The sequence below is a fragment of the Mesorhizobium sp. C395A genome (assembly GCF_030323205.1).
Classification (GTDB): domain Bacteria; phylum Pseudomonadota; class Alphaproteobacteria; order Rhizobiales; family Rhizobiaceae; genus Mesorhizobium.
Window position 1 is genome coordinate 587,739 of the sequence record NZ_CP100473.1, and the last position, 17,770, is coordinate 605,508.

Genomic DNA, 17,770 nt, shown 5'->3' on the forward strand with positions numbered 1-17,770 from the left:
ATGAATATCCAACGGAGGATATTCGATGCCGCTCTATATCCGCGACGACGAAGTGGATGCGCTGGCCAGCAGATTGCAACGCGAGACGAACGCTCCGAGCAAAACGGAGGCGGTGCGGGTCGCGCTCGTGCACGAACTTGAGCGCAATCGGGCGAAGGTGCCGCTGCGCGATCGGATCGCCAGTCTTCAGGACAGGGCCAGGAAGCTTGGCCTGCCCAATCCCGATTTCGATATGAAGAAGTTCACCGACGAGATGTGGGAAGACTGATGTTTGTCGACGCGTCGGTGATCGTCGCCATTCTCAACAAGGAACCTGGGTGGGAGGAATTGCTGAAGCAGCTGTCGGTTTTTCCGGGCAGGTCTGGGTTTCTCCGTTGGTTCACTTCGAAGCAACACAGGCATTGGCAAGGGCCGGCGCCGGCCCGCGCAGACCCAGCGCTGAAGCCCTTCTCCATGCCCGCGATCTGATCGATGAGTTCATTGTGGAGATCATGGGAGAGAGTCTGGCCATTGACGACAACATCGGCTCTCGGGCCATTGACGCGAGCGCCCGTTACGGCAAAGCCGTTGGCCACAAGGCGGATCTGAATCTCGGGGACTGTTTTGCTTACGCCTGCGCGAAAAGCCGCGATCTTCCACTGCTGTACAAAGGCCATGATTTCGCACTGACCGATTTAGGATAATTCGGCCCTTTTGTTGATTGCGGGGAATAATTTAGCCGATCAACTCGTTATCTCACTGCTTGGGTGACCGGGGCGGCAGACCGCTTCGCGCTGGCCGCTTGCGCCGCGCCGGGAAGGCGCGTTCAATCGGGTTAAACAAGGGCGACCTCAGAACCAGCGGTCATGGACGAAAAGAAGGCAGCAATCCTTGGCGAAATACCGCGCCTGCGCCGCTACGCACGCTCGCTTCTGCGCGACCGCGAATCCGCTGACGATCTCGTCCAGGATTGCCTCGAACGAGCGCTCTTGCGGCTTGAAAGCTGGCAGACGGGAGAAAGCCCCCGGAGGTGGCTGTTCACGATCATGCATCATTTGTTCATCGATCAGATGCGCAAGGTGAACCGGCGCGGTGAGGCGGCGATCCTGCCGCTTGACGCAAACGAGGCGCAGGCAGTCCCCGCCGAGCAGGCGGAGAACGCCGCCTCGCGCGAGATCATCGACGCATTGCAGGCGATCAGCCCCGACCGCCGCGCCGCTCTCGTCATGGTCGCCATCGAAGGATTTTCCTATGCCGAAGCCGCCAACATTCTCGGCGTGCCCGCCGGCACGCTGATGTCGCGCATAGCGCGCGGACGCGAGGAGCTGCGCAGCCTGCTCGATGACACGGCGCGCCGCCGCTCGATAAGGATCGTCGAGAAATGACCCGCAGCGATTTTTCCGAACGCGATATCCACATGGCTCTCGACGGCGAGCTGCCGGGCGACGAGCGCGCCGCCTACGACGCCTGGATCGACGCCAATCCCGAAATGAAGGCCAAAAGCGCCCGCTACACCGCCGACCGCACCGCGTTGCGCGCCGCCTTTGCCGGTGTGCTCGACGAGCCCGTGCCGGTGCTGTTCAAGCAGATCGTTAGCGGTGAACGCGCGACCAAAGCGGCGGCGCGGCAGTCGCGCTGGTGGCTTGCGGCCGCGGCGGCCGCAGTGCTCGTCATCGGCGGTCTTGGCGGCTATTTTGCCGGCATCGACGGCATCGGCAGGGAAGATGGCGCCGATGACCAACTGGCCGAAGAGGCGATCGCCGCCCATGTCATCTATGCCGCCGAACAGCGCCATGCGGTGGAAGTGCCGGCAAGCGACAAGGATCACCTGCAGACCTGGCTGTCCAACCGCGTCGGCCTGAAACTGGTGGCGCCGGATCTGGTGGCGGAAGGCTTCCAGCTGGTTGGCGGCCGGCTGCTGCCCGCCGGCCAGGGCAAGGCAGCGATGCTGCTTTACGAGGACGCCAAGGGTCAGCGCATCTCCTTGTTCGTTACCGCTGATTCCTCAGCCAAGTCCAAGGGCACCTACATGGCCGAGGCCGACGGCCCCGAGGCGGTCTACTGGCTGGACAAGGGCTATGCCTGCGCCGTCGTCGGCTCGCTGCCGCGCGAGCAACTGGCTGCGGTCGCCAAGCGGGCCTACGGTCAGCTTCTGGCTGGTATCGCCAGTTAAGCGCATTCCGTTTCGGGAATGCGCCGGGGTAGAAAGTGTCACAATTCGGCCCTATTCGAAGTGCGATAGCGCTTGATGGATATCGGCGTTTCGGCTGATGTTTGCGACGTTTTTGACTGCGGTCTTTTCCTCCACCCAATCGAGGTTTTCCAAACCCGCATGCCTGCCGAGATTCGCAAGGCCCGCGCGTCCGACGTCGATGACCTCGCCGCCATCGAGAAGGCGGTCTTTTCCAGTGACCGCATTTCCCGGCGCTCCTTCCGCTTGTTGATCGAACGCGAGACAGCCGAGATGCTGGTCGCCGAAAGCGATGGCCGTGTCGCCGGCTACGCCATCGTGCTGTTTCGCAAGGGCAGCGGCGTCGCCCGGCTCTATTCGCTTGCCACCAGCCCGTTTTTCAGCGGCCGCGGCATTGGCCGCATGCTGCTTGCAGCGGCCGAAGAAGCTGCCTTCGAGCACGACCGCATGATGTTGCGCCTCGAAGTGCGCGAGGACAATCTTCGCGCCATTGGCATCTATGAGCAGAGCGGCTACCGAAAGATCGGTCGCGAGCCTCACTATTACGAGGATGGCGCCACCGCGCTGCGCTACGAAAAGACCTTGCGCGGCGATATTCCGGTCGCCACCAAAGTCCCATTCTACCAGCAGACCTGCGAGTTCACCTGCGGTCCATGCTGCCTGATGATGGCGATGGCCAATTTCGATTCCGGCTTCGTGCCCGATCCGGTCATGGAAATCCGCCTATGGCGCGAGGCAACGACCGTGTTCATGATGTCCGGCCCAGGCGGCTGCGAGCCCTTCGGCCTTGCGGTTTCCGGCTACGAAAGCGGGCTTGCGGCGGAAATCTTCGTGTCCTTCTATGGCGCGCTGTTCTTGCAATCGGTGCGCAGCGACGACAAGCGCCGGGTGATGGAACTTGCCCAGGTGGACTTTCGCCGCCGCGCGGAACTTTACGGCATCCCGGTGAATTACCGTCCATTCACCATCGACGATATCCGCGGCGTCCTGGCTCAGGGAAAACTGGTGCTGGTGCTGATCAGCGGCTTCCTGATGTTCGGCAAGAAGGTGCCGCATTGGGTGCTGGCTATCGGCGACGATGGCGACCACATCCTGATCCACGATCCCTGGGTCGAGGACGAAAGACAGGAGACCATCCTCGACGCCGCCAACATTCCCGTGCCGCACGGCATCTTCATGAACATGGCGCAATTCGGCCGCGACGGACTGCGTGCTGCCATCACTCTTGGGAAACGCTGATAACAATGACCTGGGTCATCCTCACCGGCCGTCAGAACGATCTCGACCCGGCGGCGACGCCGCACAAGATCATCACCAACCGTGACTATCTTGCGCATCCGGCGCTGTTTCGCGGCCAGCAGCCGAAGGTTATCAACCTGTCGAACAATTACGCCTACCAGAGCCGCGGCTATTATGCCTCTCTGCTCGCCGGTTCGCGCGGCCACAAGGTCATCCCGACGGTCGAGACGATGATCGACCTGTCCGAGCGCAAGCTCTACGAGCACGCGCTGCCGGAACTGGAGCTGGCGCTCAACAAATGCCGCAAGGATCTCGGTGGCGTATTCCCGCAAAAAATCTGCATCTTCTTCGGCATCGGACCGTCGAAGGTCTGGGACCGCTTCGCCAAGCTGTTGTTCGACTGGTTCCGCGCTCCGGCGCTTGAGGTTCACATCAAGGACAGCGCCGAATGGGCTTCGATCCGCAAGATCGGCTTCCTGCCGCTGGCCAGGATGGCCGAGGAGGAAGAAGCCCTCTTCGTGCAGGCGCTCGAGACATACACCAACCGCGAGTGGCGCGACACCAAGGGCCGCACGCCGGCACGCTACACCTTCGCCACGCTGGTCGATCCGCATGAGGAACTGCCGCCGTCGGAGATTTCCTCGCTGCGTTACTGGGCCAAGATCGCCGAAAAGATGGGCGTCGAAATCGAGCCGATCACCAGGAAGGACCTGGCCAAGCTCGCCAATTACGACGCGCTGTTCATCCGCGAGACCACCTCGATCTCAAACCACACCTACCGCTTCGCGCGCCGCGCCCAGCAGGAAGGCATGCCGGTGATAGACGACCCGCTGTCGATGATCCGCTGCACCAACAAGGTCTATCTCAACGAACTGATGGCCTACAACAAGGTGCCGGTGCCGCCGACGGTGATGATAGCCGGCACCTCGGACCTCGAACTGGCGGCGCAGACGCTGGGCTTTCCGCTGGTGCTGAAGATCCCGGATTCATCGTTCTCGCGCGGCGTCAAGAAATGCGGCAACTTCGAAGAACTGAAGACGCTCGCCACCGAGTGGCTGGAGGATTCCGATCTCCTGATCGCGCAGAAATTCATCCCGACCGAATATGACTGGCGCGTCGGCGTGCTCGGCGGGCAGCCGCTGTTTGCCGTGCATTATCTGATGGCGAAAAAACACTGGCAGATCGTCAACCACAAGGCCAGCGGCAAGCCCGACCAGGGCGGCATCAAGACCTTCACGCTGAAAGAGACGCCGCCGCATGTCGTCGACACCGCGGTGAAGGCGGCGCGCTGCATCGGCGACGGGCTTTACGGCGTCGATCTCAAGGAAACCAAGGATGGCGTCTTCGTCATCGAGGTCAACGACAACCCGAACCTCGACCATGGCTGGGAGGATTCCGGCGAAAAGGACGAAGTCTGGGTGCGGCTGACGCAATGGTTCCTGGAGCGGCTGGACCGTCCCGGGCGTTAGTTTGCGGTCCCGGGCGGTAATTCAACCGAGGGGGAAAAATGCAGTTCATCGTCATCGAGGATTTCACCGGCTGCGACCGCAAGGAGATCTACCGCCGTTTCGGCGAGCGCGGCAGATTGAAGCCGGACGCGCTTGTCGTGCACCACTCCTGGATCGCGGCTGATATGAGCCACTGCTTCCTGCTGGTCGAGGCCGATGACGCCACGCTGCTGCAGCGCTGGGTCATCGAATGGTCTGACCTGGTGGAGTTCGAGATCATTCCCGTGGCGACGAACAAGGACATGGTCGCCGCACTGGCCGGCCATCTCTGAGCAGTTCGGTCCATCAGCCGAGCACCGGCGAACCCACCGACCGCCGGCATTCCTCAATCAGCCAATTGCGAAACGCCGCCACCAGGTCGCGCCTTGCACTGCGTTCCGGGATCGTCAGGCAATATGGCTGACGCAGCGCGATCGATAGGGCATTCGCCCGGACCAAACGGCCGTCTTCCAGCGCCCCGGCGCAATAAATGCCTTGCGCCAGCGCCACGCCCAGCCCTGAAATGGCAAGGTCGAGCGCTGCCCGCGACGAGTTCGCCGACAGGCCGCGCTGCACTGCGCGGCCGGGCTCTATGCGCGCCGCCTCGAACCAGGTGCGCCAAGACGGAAACGACGCGCCGGTCGGTCCCCAGTCGGTGTGAATCAGTGGCAGGCCGGCGAGGCTGTCGGTTTTGGCGGTGAGTTCTGGCGCGCAGACGGGGTAGACGGCGTCCCTGACGATCTCCTCGGTCGGGTGTTCACGATAGTGCGGGCCGAAGGACAGCCGGATGTCGATCAGTTCGCGGTCGAACGGCACCGGATCGTCATCGCCGCGCAGGGATATGTCGACGGCGCCGTGGCTGGCGACAAAGCCGGCGAGGCGTTCGGAAAGCCAGCCCATCGCCATGGACGGCGGCACCGATACGACAAGCCGCGGGCGGAAGGCATCGCTGCCCTGCGCGATGCTGCCGATCTCTCGAAAAGCCAGGGTCAGCCGGGGCAGCATCTCGACGCCGGCTTCCGTCAGCACCACGCGGCGGTTGACGCGATGGAACAGTTTTCGACCCATCTGCTCCTCGACGGTGCGAATGAGCTGGCTGACCGCGGCCGCCGAGATCGAGAGCTCATCCGCCGCTGCGGCGAAACTCCCCGAGCGCGCCGCCGCCTCGAAGGCTTGAAGTCCTCTCAGGGAAGGAAGCGCGGTCATGGGCTATCCGATAGGTAAGGTAAGCTTATCTATGTCGCAGAAATCCTCGTTTTTCGAAAGCTTTCTTATCGAGTATCTTGGCGCCATGACCGTATCGGCCCAGTTTGAGCCCAGAGACCATCGCGACGTCGTCGCGTCTCTGACCAATGAGCAGCGCAGCCGCCTGACCGGCAAGTCGGACGGGCCGGGTCTGGTCCAACTCGCCTTCCATCTCGGCGCGATTGTGGCTATCGGCGGGCTGATTGCGGCCAAGGTGCCGTACTGGCCGCTGTTGATGTTGCCGCAAGGCATTCTCATCGTCTTCCTGTTCACGCTGCTGCATGAGACGGTGCACAGGACGGCGTTCGAGACGCAGTGGCTCAACGATGCCGCCGCAAGGGTCTGCAGCCTGGCGATCGCGCTGCCCGCCGACTGGTTTCGCTATTTCCACTTCGGCCATCACCGTTTCACCCAGGATCCCGAGAACGATCCGGAACTCGCCTTCCCGAAACCGGAGACGAGGCGGCAATACATCGTCCACGTCTCGGGCCTGCCGGTGTGGTGGGGTCATTTGCAGACACTCTACGCCAACGCGACCGGCCGCTGCCACGACAGCTACGTGCCGCCGAAAGGCCTGCCCAAGGTGCGCACTGAAGCCCGCGCCATGATCGCTTTCTATGTCGTGGTCGCCGCGCTAGCCCTGTGGTTCGCGGCAAGTGTACTGCTCTATGTCTGGATCGTGCCGGCGCTGCTCGGCCAGCCCTTCCTCAGGGTCTATCTGCTGGCCGAGCATGGCCGCTGCCCGCTTGTCGCCAACATGCTGGAAAACACCCGCACCACGCTGACCAACTGGCTGGTGCGCAAAGTCGCCTGGAACATGCCGTATCACGCCGAGCACCACGCCTATCCCGGCGTGCCCTTCCATCAGCTGCCGGCCTTCCACCAGCTGATCGAGCGCCATCTCAAAGTCGTCGAACCCGGCTATGTCAGCTTCCACGAGAAATACGTCGAGACCTTGCGCTGAGGCGCTCGGCGTCAGATAGCGTCTGCTCGACGAGCGTGACGAAATAGCGGAGCACGGTGGGGACGATGGCGTCGTTGAAGACATAGCGATCGCCGTGCAGCCCTTCGCCCGGTCTGACCGCTCCTGCGCCGACCCAGGCATAGCAGCCGCCGGCTTCGCGGACCATGTAGGCAAAATCCTCGCAGCCGAGGCTCGGGTTGAATGCGGTCTCGACCTGCTCGCGGCCGACAACCGCGGTTGCCGCCTGGACGGCCCGGTCAGTGGCAGCCGACGTGTTGACCAGCGGCGGGTAGCCTTTCTTGTAGGCGAGCTTGGCGGTGAGGGCATGCGCCGAGGCAATGCCTTGCGCGTTGTCGCCGATCAGACTTTCGCAATGGTCTGACAAAGTGGGCTCGAAGAAGCGGCAGGTTCCCTGCAGCCAGACCTTGCCCGGCACGATGTTGCCGACATTGCCGCCGTGGATCTGGGTGATCGAAACGACCAGCGCCATTTCCGGGTCGACCGAACGGCTGACGATGCGCTGCACGGCTTGAACGAAGGCGCCGGCCGCGAGCACGGGATCGTCGCCTAGCTGCGGCATGGCGGCATGCGCGCCGGTCCCTTCGAAGTTCAGTTCGAAAGTGTCGACGGCCGCCATCATCGACCCGGCACGGGCCGCGATCTTTCCGAGCGGCAGCCCCGGCCAGTTGTGGACGGCGTAGACGGCTTCCACGGGGAAGCGCTCGAACAGTCCGTCCTCGATCATCCGCATGGCGCCGCCTTCATTTTCTTCTGCCGGCTGGAAGATGAAACAGACGGTGCCGTCGAAGGCTCTGTTGTCGGCGAGCAGCTTGGCGGCGCCGAGCAGCATCGCGATGTGCCCGTCGTGGCCGCAGGCATGCATCACGCCGTCTTTCTTCGACGCATATGGCAATCCTGTCTTCTCCAGCACGGGCAAGGCATCGAGTTCGGCCCGAAGCCCGATGGCGCGCACGCCTGGTCGTCCTCTGAGGACGCCAACCACGCCGGTGCCGCCTATGCCTTCATGAACCTCGTCGAGCCCGAAGGTGCGCAGCTTGTCGGCGACGAAGCGCGCGATCTCATACTCTTGGAAACCGAGTTCGGGGTTGGCGTGGATGTGATGCCGCCATTCCACCACCTGCGGGGTGAGGGCGGCGATGGGGTCGTTGTGCAGCATTGCGCTCTCCTTGCCGGCTATCGTAAATTCGGCCTTGTCGATGCCAGCACGTAAAGGATTTGCGCCGGCAGCGTCTTGAACAGGATTGACCGTGTCTGGAATTCAACAGCCTCAGGAGACGACGCAGTTCTGGCGTCATCCGCGCTTTCGCGATCTTGGCATGCTCAAGGCGCGCTTCACGCGGCATCGCTACCAGCTGCACACGCACCCCACCTATGTCGTCGCCCTGATCACGCAAGGGTGCGAGCGTGTCCGCATCGGCAACGAGACTGTCCTCGCGCCGTCGGGCACGGTTCTGCTCGTCAATCCGGAGATATGGCATGACGGCGAGGCGGGCGCCGACCAGGGCTGGGCTTACCGCACCTTCTATCCCTCGGCCTCGCTCGTGGGTGCGATCGCGGACGAACTCGGGCAGGATCGCCCGCCGTTGTTTTCACAAGCGATCGTAGATGATGCCGATCTCGTCCAGGCAGTAGGCGTCGCGCACTTGGCTTCGACATCGGGTGATGCCACGAGCGCCGAAACATCCATGCTGATCGCCTTGCGCAAGCTCATCCTGCGCCATGGCGATTGGGGCGGCCGGCGGCGCGAGGCGGTCGAAAGCTTCGGATCGAAAAGCCGGCTCCGGGTCTATGAACAGGTCATCGAAGACCATCTGAACTCGGGCCTCGATTTGCAGCGGCTCGCTGAAGCCGCAGGCGTGACGCGCTTTCAAGTTATCCGCGATTTCAGGAAAGTGCTGGGTCTCACCCCTGCTGCCTTCATCCGTGACCGCAGGCTGCGCCGTGCCGATCTGCTGATCCGGCAAGGTTCAGATCTCGCCGGTGCCGCCTTTGCGGCCGGCTTCTCCGACCAAAGCCATCTCTCGCGCACCTTCCGCGCCGCGCATGGAATGACGCCGGGGATGTTCAGGCGCGCCGGGACGCTGCCCTCGTCTTGAGAAGTCGAGCCATGTCGGCGGCCTTTGACGGCATGCCGATCAGAAAGCCCTGCGCCTCGACGCAGCCAGCCTTGCGCAATATGTCGAGCTGCGCTTCGGTCTCGACGCCTTCGGCGGTGACGGTGATGCCAAGTTCGGCACCAAGCCCGATGATCGTGCGCACGATCGCCGCCGTGTCCTTGTTGTCGATATCGTGGATGAAGGAGCGGTCGATCTTGATCTTGTCGACGGGAAAACGCCTGAGATAGCCGAGCGACGAATAGCCGGTGCCGAAATCGTCGAGCGCGATGCGGATACCGAGTTCGCGCAGCTGTCTCAGCGTCTTCAGCACCGTCTCGCTCTCATCCATCAGCACGGTCTCGGTGATTTCCAGTTCGAGCCGGCTGGCCGGCACACCGGAAACGGCCAGCGCCGAAATCACGCTGCGGGCAAAGTCGGCGCTTCTGATCTGCACTGCCGAGACATTGACGGCGATGCGCATTCCAGGCGGCCAGCCGGCGGCCACGCTGCAGGCCTGTTTCAGCGCCCATTCGCCCAGCGGAACGATCAGCCCGCTGTCTTCGGCGGCTGCGATGAAATCGTCGGGCGCCACCAGGCCGCGCGTCGGTGATTTCCACCGCATCAACGCTTCGGCGCCGACGATCTTGCCCGACGCGATGTTGGTGATCGGCTGGAACTCCAGCACGAACTCCCGCCGTTTCAGTGCCGTCTCGAGATCGGTTTCGAGCGCCAGGCGCGCCCGCACCAAGGCATCCATGCCGGGCTCGAAAAAGCGGTAGACGTTGCGGCCTTCGCTCTTGCCGCTGTAAAGCGCCATGTCGGCGTTCTTCAAAAGCGTGTCGGCGTCCTTGCCGTCACCGGGATACAGTGCGATGCCAAGGCTGATGCCGACATGCATGTCGCGGCCCTTGTCGCGAAACGGCTGGCTGACGACAGCGACGATGCGTTTTGCCAGTTGTTCCGCATCGGTGGCGCCTTTGGGATTGAACTGCAGGATGGCGAACTCGTCGCCACCGAGGCGGGCGACCACATCGGTGTCGCTGCGCAGGCTGTGCCGCAACCGCTCCGCCACGCATTTCAGCAGCCAGTCACCGGCCGGGTGTCCCCAGGTGTCGTTAACGGCCTTGAAGCGATCGAGGTCGAGCGAGAAGATCGCCAACGGTGTATCGCCGGCCATCGCCTGGTCGAGCCGTTCGCGAAACATCGAGCGGTTGGGCAGGTCGGTCAGCGTGTCGTAATGGGCAAGGTGGCTCATGCGCTCTTCGGCGCGCCGGCGCTCGGTGATGTCTTCGAAGGTCGCCACCCAGCCGCCACCGGCAAGCGGCCGGCGCGCAACCAGCAGCGTTCGGCCATCGGCAAGGCTGCGGTCTGTCGAACGCTCCTCACCGGCCTGCAGGCTGGCTCTGGTGTTGGCGATCTCGCCGTCAATGTCCATCGACGGATAGATGCGCAGTCGCACCATCTGTTCGAGCAGGGCGCGCTGGCTCATGCCGAGCGGGAAGTCGTCAGGCGTGACCTTGTAGAGGTCGAGGAAGCGCTGGTTGCGCACGATCAGCGTGCCTTCGGCGTCGTACATCAACAGGCCTTGCGACATGTTGGCGAGCGCCGCATCGAAGCGGCGGTGCTGCTCCTTCAGTTCCTGCTCGGCCCGCCTTTGCTCCGTAATGTCCTCATAGATCGACACCCAGCCGCCTGAGGCCAGCGGCCGGTGCGTGATGGAAACGATACGTCCGTCCGACAGTATTTCCTCGTAGGTCGAGGCTTGCGCGCGCTCGATATAGGGCTTGCGGATGGCATACAGGTCTTCGGCGCTCTGTGAGGCGACACCGATGTCGACGCTGTGCTTTAGAATGTCCAGGAACGCGATGCCGGGCCGCACGATCTTCGCGTCGAGGGAGAAGATGCTGATATAGTTGCCGTTGCAGATGATCATCCGCTCGTCGGCGTCGAACATGCACAACCCGTGCGACATATTCTCGACGGCCGCCGAAAAGCGCTCGTTCTGGTGGCGCAGTTCGTCGGCGATCTGCCGTGGCGCGGCGACGCCTCCGGCTCCCCGTCTGCGGACGGGCGAACCACCCTTGACGTGCGCAACGGACATGAGGCGTGCCTGCTGACCGTGATCGAAACCCGGTACTGTGGTTACCGCTGGTTAATTTAGCGTATGTTCACTGCGCCGAATGCACGGCAACCGTTGCCTGGCGTTGCTTTTCAAGCGTTGCGTAGCGTTTGAGGAAGGCAGCTTGCGCCGAGGTCACCGAGTGCGGCTTAAAGTCGAAGCGGTCGGCATTGAAGCCGCGCGGCCGGCCGAAGAACTCGGTTGCTTCTGCGGTCGAGAAACCGGCAAGCAGCGTCGCCTCGTAATAGGCGGCGATCTGGTCGGCGCGCTTGATCTCCTTGCGCAAGCCGACGCCGAGTTCGGGCGGCAGGGAAAAGCGCTGATGGATGGCGCGCTGGAGGCGCAGCTCGCACTCCTTGTAGGAGCCGCCCATCACCGATTTGAACGGCGAGATCATGTCGCCGATGACATATTCCGGCGCGTCATGCAGCAGTGCTGCCAGCCGCGCATTGGCCGAGGCGTCCGGCTGCAACTCGCTGAACAGCGCCTCGACCAGCAGCGAATGCTGGGCGACCGAAAAGGCGTGATCGCCGCGGGTCTGCCCGTTCCAGCGGGCGACGCGGGCAAGCCCGTGGGCGATGTCGGAGATTTCGATGTCGAGCGGCGAGGGATCTAGCAGGTCGAGCCGCCGTCCCGACAGCATGCGCTGCCACGCGCGCGGTGGCGCTCCTACGCGATCGGCAGCCATCAGGCGTCCTCCGCGCCGATGGCTTCCCTGGGAAAGCTGAACTGCGCCCAGGCCGGGATGGCGAGCGAGACGGTGACATCACCGGCCAGTACCGGCTGGCCAGCGTCGAGCGCCGCCTTGACCCGGTCGATGCGGGCAATGGCGAGTCCGGCCATGCCCGCGGTCGAGCCGAGCGTGCCGACCGGCCGCCCCGCAACCGTCAGCTCCGTGCCGGGCGCGGGTAAGGCGCGGTCGGCCGAAACGATCAGCACGCGGCGCCTGGCGGTGCCGCGATGCTGCATGCGCGAGACCACTTCCTGGCCGACATAGCAGCCTTTCTTGAAGCCGACGCCGCCGGTCTCGTCGAGCAGCACGTCGTGAGGGAAGGCTTCGCCGAGCTGATAATCGGAACCGCTTTCGGCAATGCCGTTGGCGATGCGGAGCGCCTGCCACGCAGCCGGGTCGCCACCTACGAATGCGCCGCCATAGGAGCGGCTCACAGCCACCTCGCGGAAGCGGGCATCGGCAAGTACCGTTGAATCAGACTGTGAAGCGCTTGAATCATCGCCCCACGCAACCGTCACAAGCACTTGATCCTGCCTGGCAATCTCGGCCTTGGCGCGCAGCTTGTAAAGCATCAGCCGGCGCAGGAAATCGTCTGCGATGTTGGCACGGCAATCCAGCCGGAATGCGTCCTCGCCGCTACGCGAGATCAGGAAATCAAACAGGATCTTGCCTTGCGGCGAAAGCAGCGCACCGGGCTTTGCCGCGTCGACGGCCAGCGTGTCGAGGTCGGTGGTGAGGATGTTCTGCAAAAAATGCTCGGCATCCGGGCCTGACACGGAAATGAGAGCGCGGTCTTTGAGCAGGGCAAAAGGCATGGGCGGCAAAGAACCTGATCTTGCAAAACGGTCGGCCTTTACGTAAGCCGACGATACTCCCCCCGCAAGAGACCGAACGCCCATGGCCACCACCTACGACCTCATCCTGACAGGCGGCACGGTGGTCAACCATGATGGCGAGGGCGCGCGCGATGTCGGCGTCAAGGGTGGTCGCATCGTCGCAATGGGCGATCTTCGCCAAGCTTCGGCCGGCCAAGCGATCGACTGTCGCGGGCTGCACGTCCTGCCAGGCGTCGTCGACAGTCAGGTGCATTTTCGCGAGCCGGGGCTGGAGCACAAGGAAGATCTGGAGACGGGCTCGCGCGCGGCTGTGCTGGGCGGGGTCACCGCCGTCTTCGAAATGCCCAACACCAATCCGCTGACCACCAGCGAGGCGGCGCTTGCCGACAAGGTGCGCCGCGCCACCAGCCGGATGCATTGCGACTTCGCCTTCTGGGTTGGCGGCACGCGCGAGAATGCCAATGATGTCGGTGAGCTCGAGCGGCTGCCGGGTGCTGCCGGGATAAAGGTGTTCATGGGCTCGTCCACCGGCGACCTGCTAGTCGAGGACGACGAGGGTGTCGCATCGATCCTGCGCAACACCCGCCGCCGTGCCGCCTTTCACTCGGAGGACGAGTTCCGGCTGCGCGAGCGCCTTGGCCTGCGCGTCGAGGGCGACCCGTCATCGCATCCCGTCTGGCGCGACGAGATCGCGGCGCTTCGCTGCACCGAGCGGCTGGTGCGCATCGCGCGAAACACCCGCGCCCGCATCCATGTGCTGCACATCTCCACTGCCGAAGAGATCGTGTTCCTCGAACAGCACAAGGATGTCGCCACCTGCGAGGCGACGCCGCACCATTTGACGCTCACCGCCGACGACTATGCGCGGCTGGGCACGCTGATCCAGATGAATCCCCCGGTTCGCGCGGCCCGCCATCGCGACGGCGTCTGGCACGGCATTGCGCAAGGCATCATTGACGTGCTGGGCTCCGATCACGCCCCGCACACGCCGGCCGAGAAGGCAAAGCCCTATCCGGCCTCGCCGTCTGGCATGACCGGGGTGCAGACGCTGGTGCCGATCATGCTCGACCATGTCAATTCAGGCCTGCTGACCCTGCAGCGCTTCGTCGACCTCTCCAGCCACGGCCCGCAGCGCATCTTCGGCATGGCCAGGAAAGGCCGCATCGCCGCCGGCTACGATGCCGATTTCACCATTGTCGACCTCCAGCGGCGCGAGACCATCACCAATGCGCAAGCCGGCTCCAGGGCCGGCTGGACGCCCTATGACGGCAAGGAAGTCACCGGCTGGCCGATCGGCACCATCGTGCGCGGTCGTCGCGTGATGTGGGACGGCGAGATCGTCACGCCCGGGCAGGGCAGGCCGGTAGAGTTTTCCGAGGCGCTGCCGGCTTAGCGGTTTCTTGCTGCGTTGGATTTTTTAAGCGCCATCCACTACGTTAAGGGCATTATGAACGCAGATATCGCGCCCATGATTGTCCCTGCGGAGTTTCCGGAGCTCCAGGCGCTCGCCTGGAACCGCGATGCGGCACGCCCGATTCCGGCCGAAGAGGCATTTGCGCTGTATGAGCGTAATTGGCGGTTTGTCGATCAAAAGCGTCTTACTGTGCGTGAGAAGATGCTTATCCAAAGTTTGGCAGACAAATTCGGTCACGGCGTGCTCTTGACCGCCGGCTGATTTCCCTCACCTGATCGTTCCTCGCAGCCGGAATATCAACAGGACACACCGCGAGCGTCATGATGGAATTCAAGAGGCCCGAGCACCAGATCATTGCCGAAGCGCTCGGATTGATGGATCGCCATTTCCTGACCGCAAACCAGTGCTGGTTCGGCGGTGGCACTGCGATCGTTATGAAATTCGGGGAATATCGCCGCTCACTGGATGTGGACTTCCTGTGTGCCGACAGTGATGGCTATCGCGAATTGCGGACCTCCGCAGCCGAACGTGGCGTCAGAGCATTCTTTCCTGAGCCGGTCGAGGCTGTTCGGGACTTCCAGATCGATCAATATGGCTTGCGGACGATCGTGCGGTTGAAAGGCCAAACGATCAAGTTTGAAGTCATCCGCGAAGGCCGCATAAAACTGCGAGGCCATTTCGACGACGATCTGAATGTATCCGCCCTGGTCCCGGCGGATATGTTTGCCGAGAAGTTGCTGGCGAACGCGGATCGATGTCAGGACCGTGCAATTGCATATCGCGATGCCATCGACTTGGAGCGCTGGTTGGCATCTATAAGGAAATCCCGAGCGACGCTGTTGGCAAGGCGAAGGCGGCCTATGGCGTGGATATCGAGCGCAAGGTGGCTTGGGTGGTAAACAGGCTGCGGGACAAGGAAGAATTGCGGCATGCCGCCGAGGTGCTGCAAATGGATCCCAACGCGGCGGTCGAAGCGATTTCGGCCCTTCGAAATGAAGGTATCCGCATATGGCCTGACACAGGCCTCGAGCTTTCTAGCCCTAGCCAGTAGCCATCCCAGGGGAATCGCCGTTCAATCCCCGGCGACGAAGAATGTCCACTGCCCGGCCGGCGTGATGCCGACGCGGTAGAAGATGTAGGCGCCGAACTGCTTCATGTCGTCATAGTCGCCGGCGGTGACGATCTTGAACAGTTCGACCCGCTGCCTGGCGTTGAGCTTGTCCAGCGGCAGGGCGAAGAAATATGGCCAGACATAGAGTTCCTGCGGTGTGCCGACGTCTACATGGACATAGCCGGCATTGAGCACCTCTTCCAGGATAGCGAGGATTTCCTGACCTTCCTTGTCGCCCGATAGCCCTTTCAGGAAGGCGATCGGGTCGCCCTCGATTTCGCCCAGCGACAATTGGGTCATGGTGTCGCCCTTGCCGATCAGCGGCCGCAGCTTCTCGATGTCGCCGCTTACGCAGGCCTCGACCATCAGATCGCGCATGCGCCTGACGGGCTCGGGCAATTTGGAAAGGTCATAGACGACTTCGGGCACCGGCGCTTCTGGATCGGCACGCGGGTTGGCCACGCCGCCATCGTTGGCGGGGGCTTCCGGTTGGCTTTGTTCGGGCTCCGTGGGCGATTTCGGCTGGCTGGCGGCCGGTGGCGCCGTGCCGGGCAGATCGGGCATTGGCACTGAATTTTCAGACGGCGCCGTCTCACCATTGGCTGGTGGCCCGGCAGGAGCTGGAAGCTCCTCGCGCTTGATCTCGCTCAGCGCATAGGCAGGGTTGCTGGTCAGGACAAGCGCCAGCGGAACCGCGGCGCAGGAAGCGGCAAGCCAGATGCTGAGGACCACGCCGCGAGGCCGGCCTGACATCGAAAAATTCACCGCTTGCCTCTCCTTGGGCCTAGGCTCTTCAGGCATGATGCCCAAACGGCGCGCCGTCGTCAAAGAACCGGTAAGCTGGCGATGCACCCTCTGAGACGCGCGCCGCCTAGTGCCGAAACCGCTCCGGCTCGAAGGCGCCGGCGATCACCTTTTCACGCATGCGGTCGAGCAGGGCAAGGGCCGAGGTCTCGCCATTGGCTCGCAGCATCTCGCCGAACGCGGTTTCAAGCGCTGCCTCGGCGATGATTTCAGGTTCTATGCCGGCCGACAGGCCTTCCGCCCAGGCCTCGCTATGGCTTTCCACCGCGGTCAGGCGCTTTTCTTCCCTGACAAGCGCGTCGATGTCGTTGACGCCATGTTCCATTTGCGATGTCCACCTTTTCAAGCGGCGGTCCGACGGGTCGGATCCGGCTTGGGCTGCCCCTATCTCACGCAGGCTAAGTAAGTATCTGTAAATACGACATTTCTTTGATCGTCTTTACAAACTTCGTCGCCTGCGTTCGGTCCGATTCAAACTTAGCCGATTAGACCGGTGAGCGGGATGAAAACCTTCAGTTTGAGTTAATTCCGCATTCGCGCGCTAACGTTTCGTTAATACTGTTGCGCAAGTGCAACACCAAGATTGCATCAACGTGCCGTGGATACAAGGCGGGTGCTCGAAAAGGCGTTGGCTAAACGCCGTCTGGCGCTCGTCAGTTGCCGTAACGCGAGGCGATGTCGCGCGACAGCGTCTCGCCTTCCTTCATGTAGCGGCTGATGGCTTCGGTCGCTGACGGCGTGCATTGGGTATAGGTGCCGCCGAAGGAACGGTAACCGCGGTTGAAGCTGGCGATGAAGCGGGCACGCCGCTCCGGATCGGGATTTTCCGAATCGATCAGCTTTTCCATCTCGGTGCGCCACTGGTCGCCCTTTTCGCCGCACAGATTGCGCAGGAAATGCAGCGACCCCAGCACCTCGGCCAGTCGCATCAGCCCGGGCTCGAACGGCGACTCGGCGGCCAGCCCCGGCTGCACGGCAAAAGCCGTGGCGGTGGCGATGCATGCGGCAAGGAACAGCGAGGTGCGGGTCATAAGTCTATCTGACGAAACATTTTGTCGCCTGCAAGGCGATTCTCGGAGCGGCAGATATGGGCCTGCTTCAGGCCAAAAGCTCTTCAGCCACCTCCATGACGTCACCCGCGAGCGGCAGCGTCGCCATTTCATCAAGACTATAGAAGGCGGCGGTCTCGGCATCGTCGCTGGCCGTCGCTTCGCCGCCGGCATAAACGGCGCCGAACACGGTCAGCAGATAGTCGACCGGGTGATTCTCGCCGCTGCCGTCGATGTGGATGTCGCGAAGCGGACAATAGTCCTGCGCCCGCAGCCCGGTTTCCTCCAGCAATTCGCGCACTGCTGCTTCTTGCAGCGTCTCGCCGGGCTCGACCTTGCCGCCGGGAAAGGCATAAAGCCCCTGCGACGGCGGCCGCGCCCGTTTGACCAGCAGCACCGTCCTGCCGCGCACGACGGCGACCGAGACTGCGGGAAGTGTCTTGCGCTGCTCGTTCATCGATATCGATTCGCTTATGTGAGGC

Annotated in this window: 19 protein-coding genes and 2 pseudogenes; 12 read left to right on the plus strand and 9 right to left on the minus strand. The window is 62.9% G+C overall.

Annotation, left to right across the window (positions count from 1 at the left end):
- Positions 1 to 25: 25 nt before the first annotated feature.
- The 7 genes and pseudogenes from NLY37_RS02755 to NLY37_RS02785 all read left to right on the plus strand — a co-directional run bounded on the left by NLY37_RS02755 (position 26) and on the right by NLY37_RS02785 (position 5,189).
- Positions 26 to 268 (plus strand): type II toxin-antitoxin system VapB family antitoxin, encoded by a 243-nt coding sequence (locus NLY37_RS02755; protein ID WP_023670248.1) that lies wholly within the window; start codon positions 26 to 28, stop codon positions 266 to 268.
- Positions 268 to 683 (plus strand): annotated as a pseudogene (locus NLY37_RS02760) (type II toxin-antitoxin system VapC family toxin). Before NLY37_RS02755 ends, NLY37_RS02760 begins: the two are co-directional and overlap by 1 nt.
- Before the next feature lie 162 nt (positions 684 to 845).
- A complete protein-coding gene (locus NLY37_RS02765) occupies positions 846 to 1,364 on the plus strand; it encodes an RNA polymerase sigma factor (protein WP_023670250.1) in 519 nt (172 codons plus the stop codon).
- On the plus strand, positions 1,361 to 2,152 hold the full coding sequence (locus NLY37_RS02770; protein WP_023742627.1) for an anti-sigma factor family protein: 792 nt from the start codon (positions 1,361 to 1,363) through the stop codon (positions 2,150 to 2,152). Before NLY37_RS02765 ends, NLY37_RS02770 begins: the two co-directional genes overlap by 4 nt.
- A 159-nt stretch (positions 2,153 to 2,311) precedes the next feature.
- Positions 2,312 to 3,409, plus strand: a complete 1,098-nt coding sequence (locus NLY37_RS02775; RefSeq protein WP_023742626.1) for a peptidase C39 family protein — start codon at positions 2,312 to 2,314, stop codon at positions 3,407 to 3,409.
- Between the two features lie 5 nt (positions 3,410 to 3,414).
- Entirely contained in the window at positions 3,415 to 4,878 is a 1,464-nt protein-coding gene (locus NLY37_RS02780; protein ID WP_023692866.1) for a RimK family ATP-grasp domain-containing protein, read from the plus strand.
- Between the two features lie 38 nt (positions 4,879 to 4,916).
- The gene (locus NLY37_RS02785; protein WP_023742625.1) at positions 4,917 to 5,189 is read left to right on the plus strand and encodes a DUF3303 domain-containing protein; all 273 of its coding nucleotides are present in this window, start codon (positions 4,917 to 4,919) and stop codon (positions 5,187 to 5,189) included.
- Positions 5,190 to 5,202: 13 nt separating this feature from the next.
- Here NLY37_RS02785 and NLY37_RS02790 read toward each other — a convergent pair whose 3' ends face one another.
- The gene (locus NLY37_RS02790) at positions 5,203 to 6,102 is read right to left on the minus strand and encodes a LysR substrate-binding domain-containing protein (protein WP_023742624.1); all 900 of its coding nucleotides are present in this window, start codon (positions 6,100 to 6,102) and stop codon (positions 5,203 to 5,205) included.
- Between the two features lie 85 nt (positions 6,103 to 6,187).
- On the opposite strand from NLY37_RS02790, the gene NLY37_RS02795 reads away from it, so the two are divergent.
- Positions 6,188 to 7,105: a fatty acid desaturase gene (locus NLY37_RS02795; protein ID WP_031246405.1), complete on the plus strand. Its 918-nt coding sequence runs from the start codon at positions 6,188 to 6,190 to the stop codon at positions 7,103 to 7,105.
- Here the strand turns inward: NLY37_RS02795 and NLY37_RS02800 are convergent.
- A complete protein-coding gene (locus NLY37_RS02800) occupies positions 7,068 to 8,282 on the minus strand; it encodes an amidohydrolase (RefSeq protein WP_023742622.1) in 1,215 nt (404 codons plus the stop codon). The two genes, NLY37_RS02795 and NLY37_RS02800, sit on opposite strands and share 38 nt — an antisense overlap.
- A 91-nt stretch (positions 8,283 to 8,373) precedes the next feature.
- Here NLY37_RS02800 and NLY37_RS02805 point away from each other — a divergent pair, with 91 nt between their 5' ends.
- Positions 8,374 to 9,222, plus strand: a complete 849-nt coding sequence (locus tag NLY37_RS02805) for an AraC family transcriptional regulator (protein ID WP_031196463.1) — start codon at positions 8,374 to 8,376, stop codon at positions 9,220 to 9,222.
- On the opposite strand, the gene NLY37_RS02810 is transcribed toward NLY37_RS02805, so the two are convergent.
- The 3 genes from NLY37_RS02810 to ygfZ form a co-directional block, all read right to left on the minus strand.
- Entirely contained in the window at positions 9,191 to 11,323 is a 2,133-nt protein-coding gene (locus tag NLY37_RS02810; RefSeq protein WP_023742621.1) for a putative bifunctional diguanylate cyclase/phosphodiesterase, read from the minus strand. The two genes, NLY37_RS02805 and NLY37_RS02810, sit on opposite strands and share 32 nt — an antisense overlap.
- Positions 11,324 to 11,390: 67 nt before the next feature.
- A complete protein-coding gene (locus NLY37_RS02815; RefSeq protein ID WP_023742620.1) occupies positions 11,391 to 12,029 on the minus strand; it encodes an HD domain-containing protein in 639 nt (212 codons plus the stop codon).
- Positions 12,029 to 12,889, minus strand: coding sequence for a CAF17-like 4Fe-4S cluster assembly/insertion protein YgfZ (gene ygfZ, locus NLY37_RS02820; RefSeq protein WP_023742619.1), 861 nt, complete (start codon positions 12,887 to 12,889; stop codon positions 12,029 to 12,031). Before ygfZ ends, NLY37_RS02815 begins: the two co-directional genes overlap by 1 nt.
- Before the next feature lie 82 nt (positions 12,890 to 12,971).
- Here ygfZ and NLY37_RS02825 point away from each other — a divergent pair, with 82 nt between their 5' ends.
- The 3 genes and pseudogenes from NLY37_RS02825 to NLY37_RS02835 all read left to right on the plus strand — a co-directional run bounded on the left by NLY37_RS02825 (position 12,972) and on the right by NLY37_RS02835 (position 15,375).
- Complete coding sequence (locus tag NLY37_RS02825) at positions 12,972 to 14,303, plus strand: dihydroorotase (RefSeq protein ID WP_023742618.1); 1,332 nt, start codon at positions 12,972 to 12,974, stop codon at positions 14,301 to 14,303.
- 54 nt (positions 14,304 to 14,357) lie between these two features.
- Positions 14,358 to 14,585 carry a hypothetical protein gene (locus tag NLY37_RS02830; RefSeq protein ID WP_027049982.1) on the plus strand — a complete coding sequence of 76 codons (228 nt, stop codon included), beginning with the start codon at positions 14,358 to 14,360 and terminating at the stop codon, positions 14,583 to 14,585.
- A 62-nt stretch (positions 14,586 to 14,647) separates the two neighbouring features.
- Positions 14,648 to 15,375 (plus strand): annotated as a pseudogene (locus NLY37_RS02835) (nucleotidyl transferase AbiEii/AbiGii toxin family protein).
- A gap of 21 nt (positions 15,376 to 15,396) precedes the next feature.
- Here the strand turns inward: NLY37_RS02835 and NLY37_RS02840 are convergent.
- From NLY37_RS02840 to NLY37_RS02855, 4 genes are all read right to left on the minus strand, one after another.
- Complete coding sequence (locus NLY37_RS02840; protein ID WP_023687301.1) at positions 15,397 to 16,200, minus strand: hypothetical protein; 804 nt, start codon at positions 16,198 to 16,200, stop codon at positions 15,397 to 15,399.
- A 106-nt stretch (positions 16,201 to 16,306) separates the two neighbouring features.
- Positions 16,307 to 16,564: a hypothetical protein gene (locus NLY37_RS02845; protein ID WP_023673564.1), complete on the minus strand. Its 258-nt coding sequence runs from the start codon at positions 16,562 to 16,564 to the stop codon at positions 16,307 to 16,309.
- A 328-nt stretch (positions 16,565 to 16,892) separates the two neighbouring features.
- Positions 16,893 to 17,270, minus strand: coding sequence for a TIGR02301 family protein (locus NLY37_RS02850; RefSeq protein ID WP_023742617.1), 378 nt, complete (start codon positions 17,268 to 17,270; stop codon positions 16,893 to 16,895).
- 67 nt (positions 17,271 to 17,337) lie between these two features.
- A complete protein-coding gene (locus tag NLY37_RS02855; RefSeq protein ID WP_031246403.1) occupies positions 17,338 to 17,745 on the minus strand; it encodes an NUDIX hydrolase in 408 nt (135 codons plus the stop codon).
- Between the last annotated feature and the right edge of the window lie 25 nt (positions 17,746 to 17,770).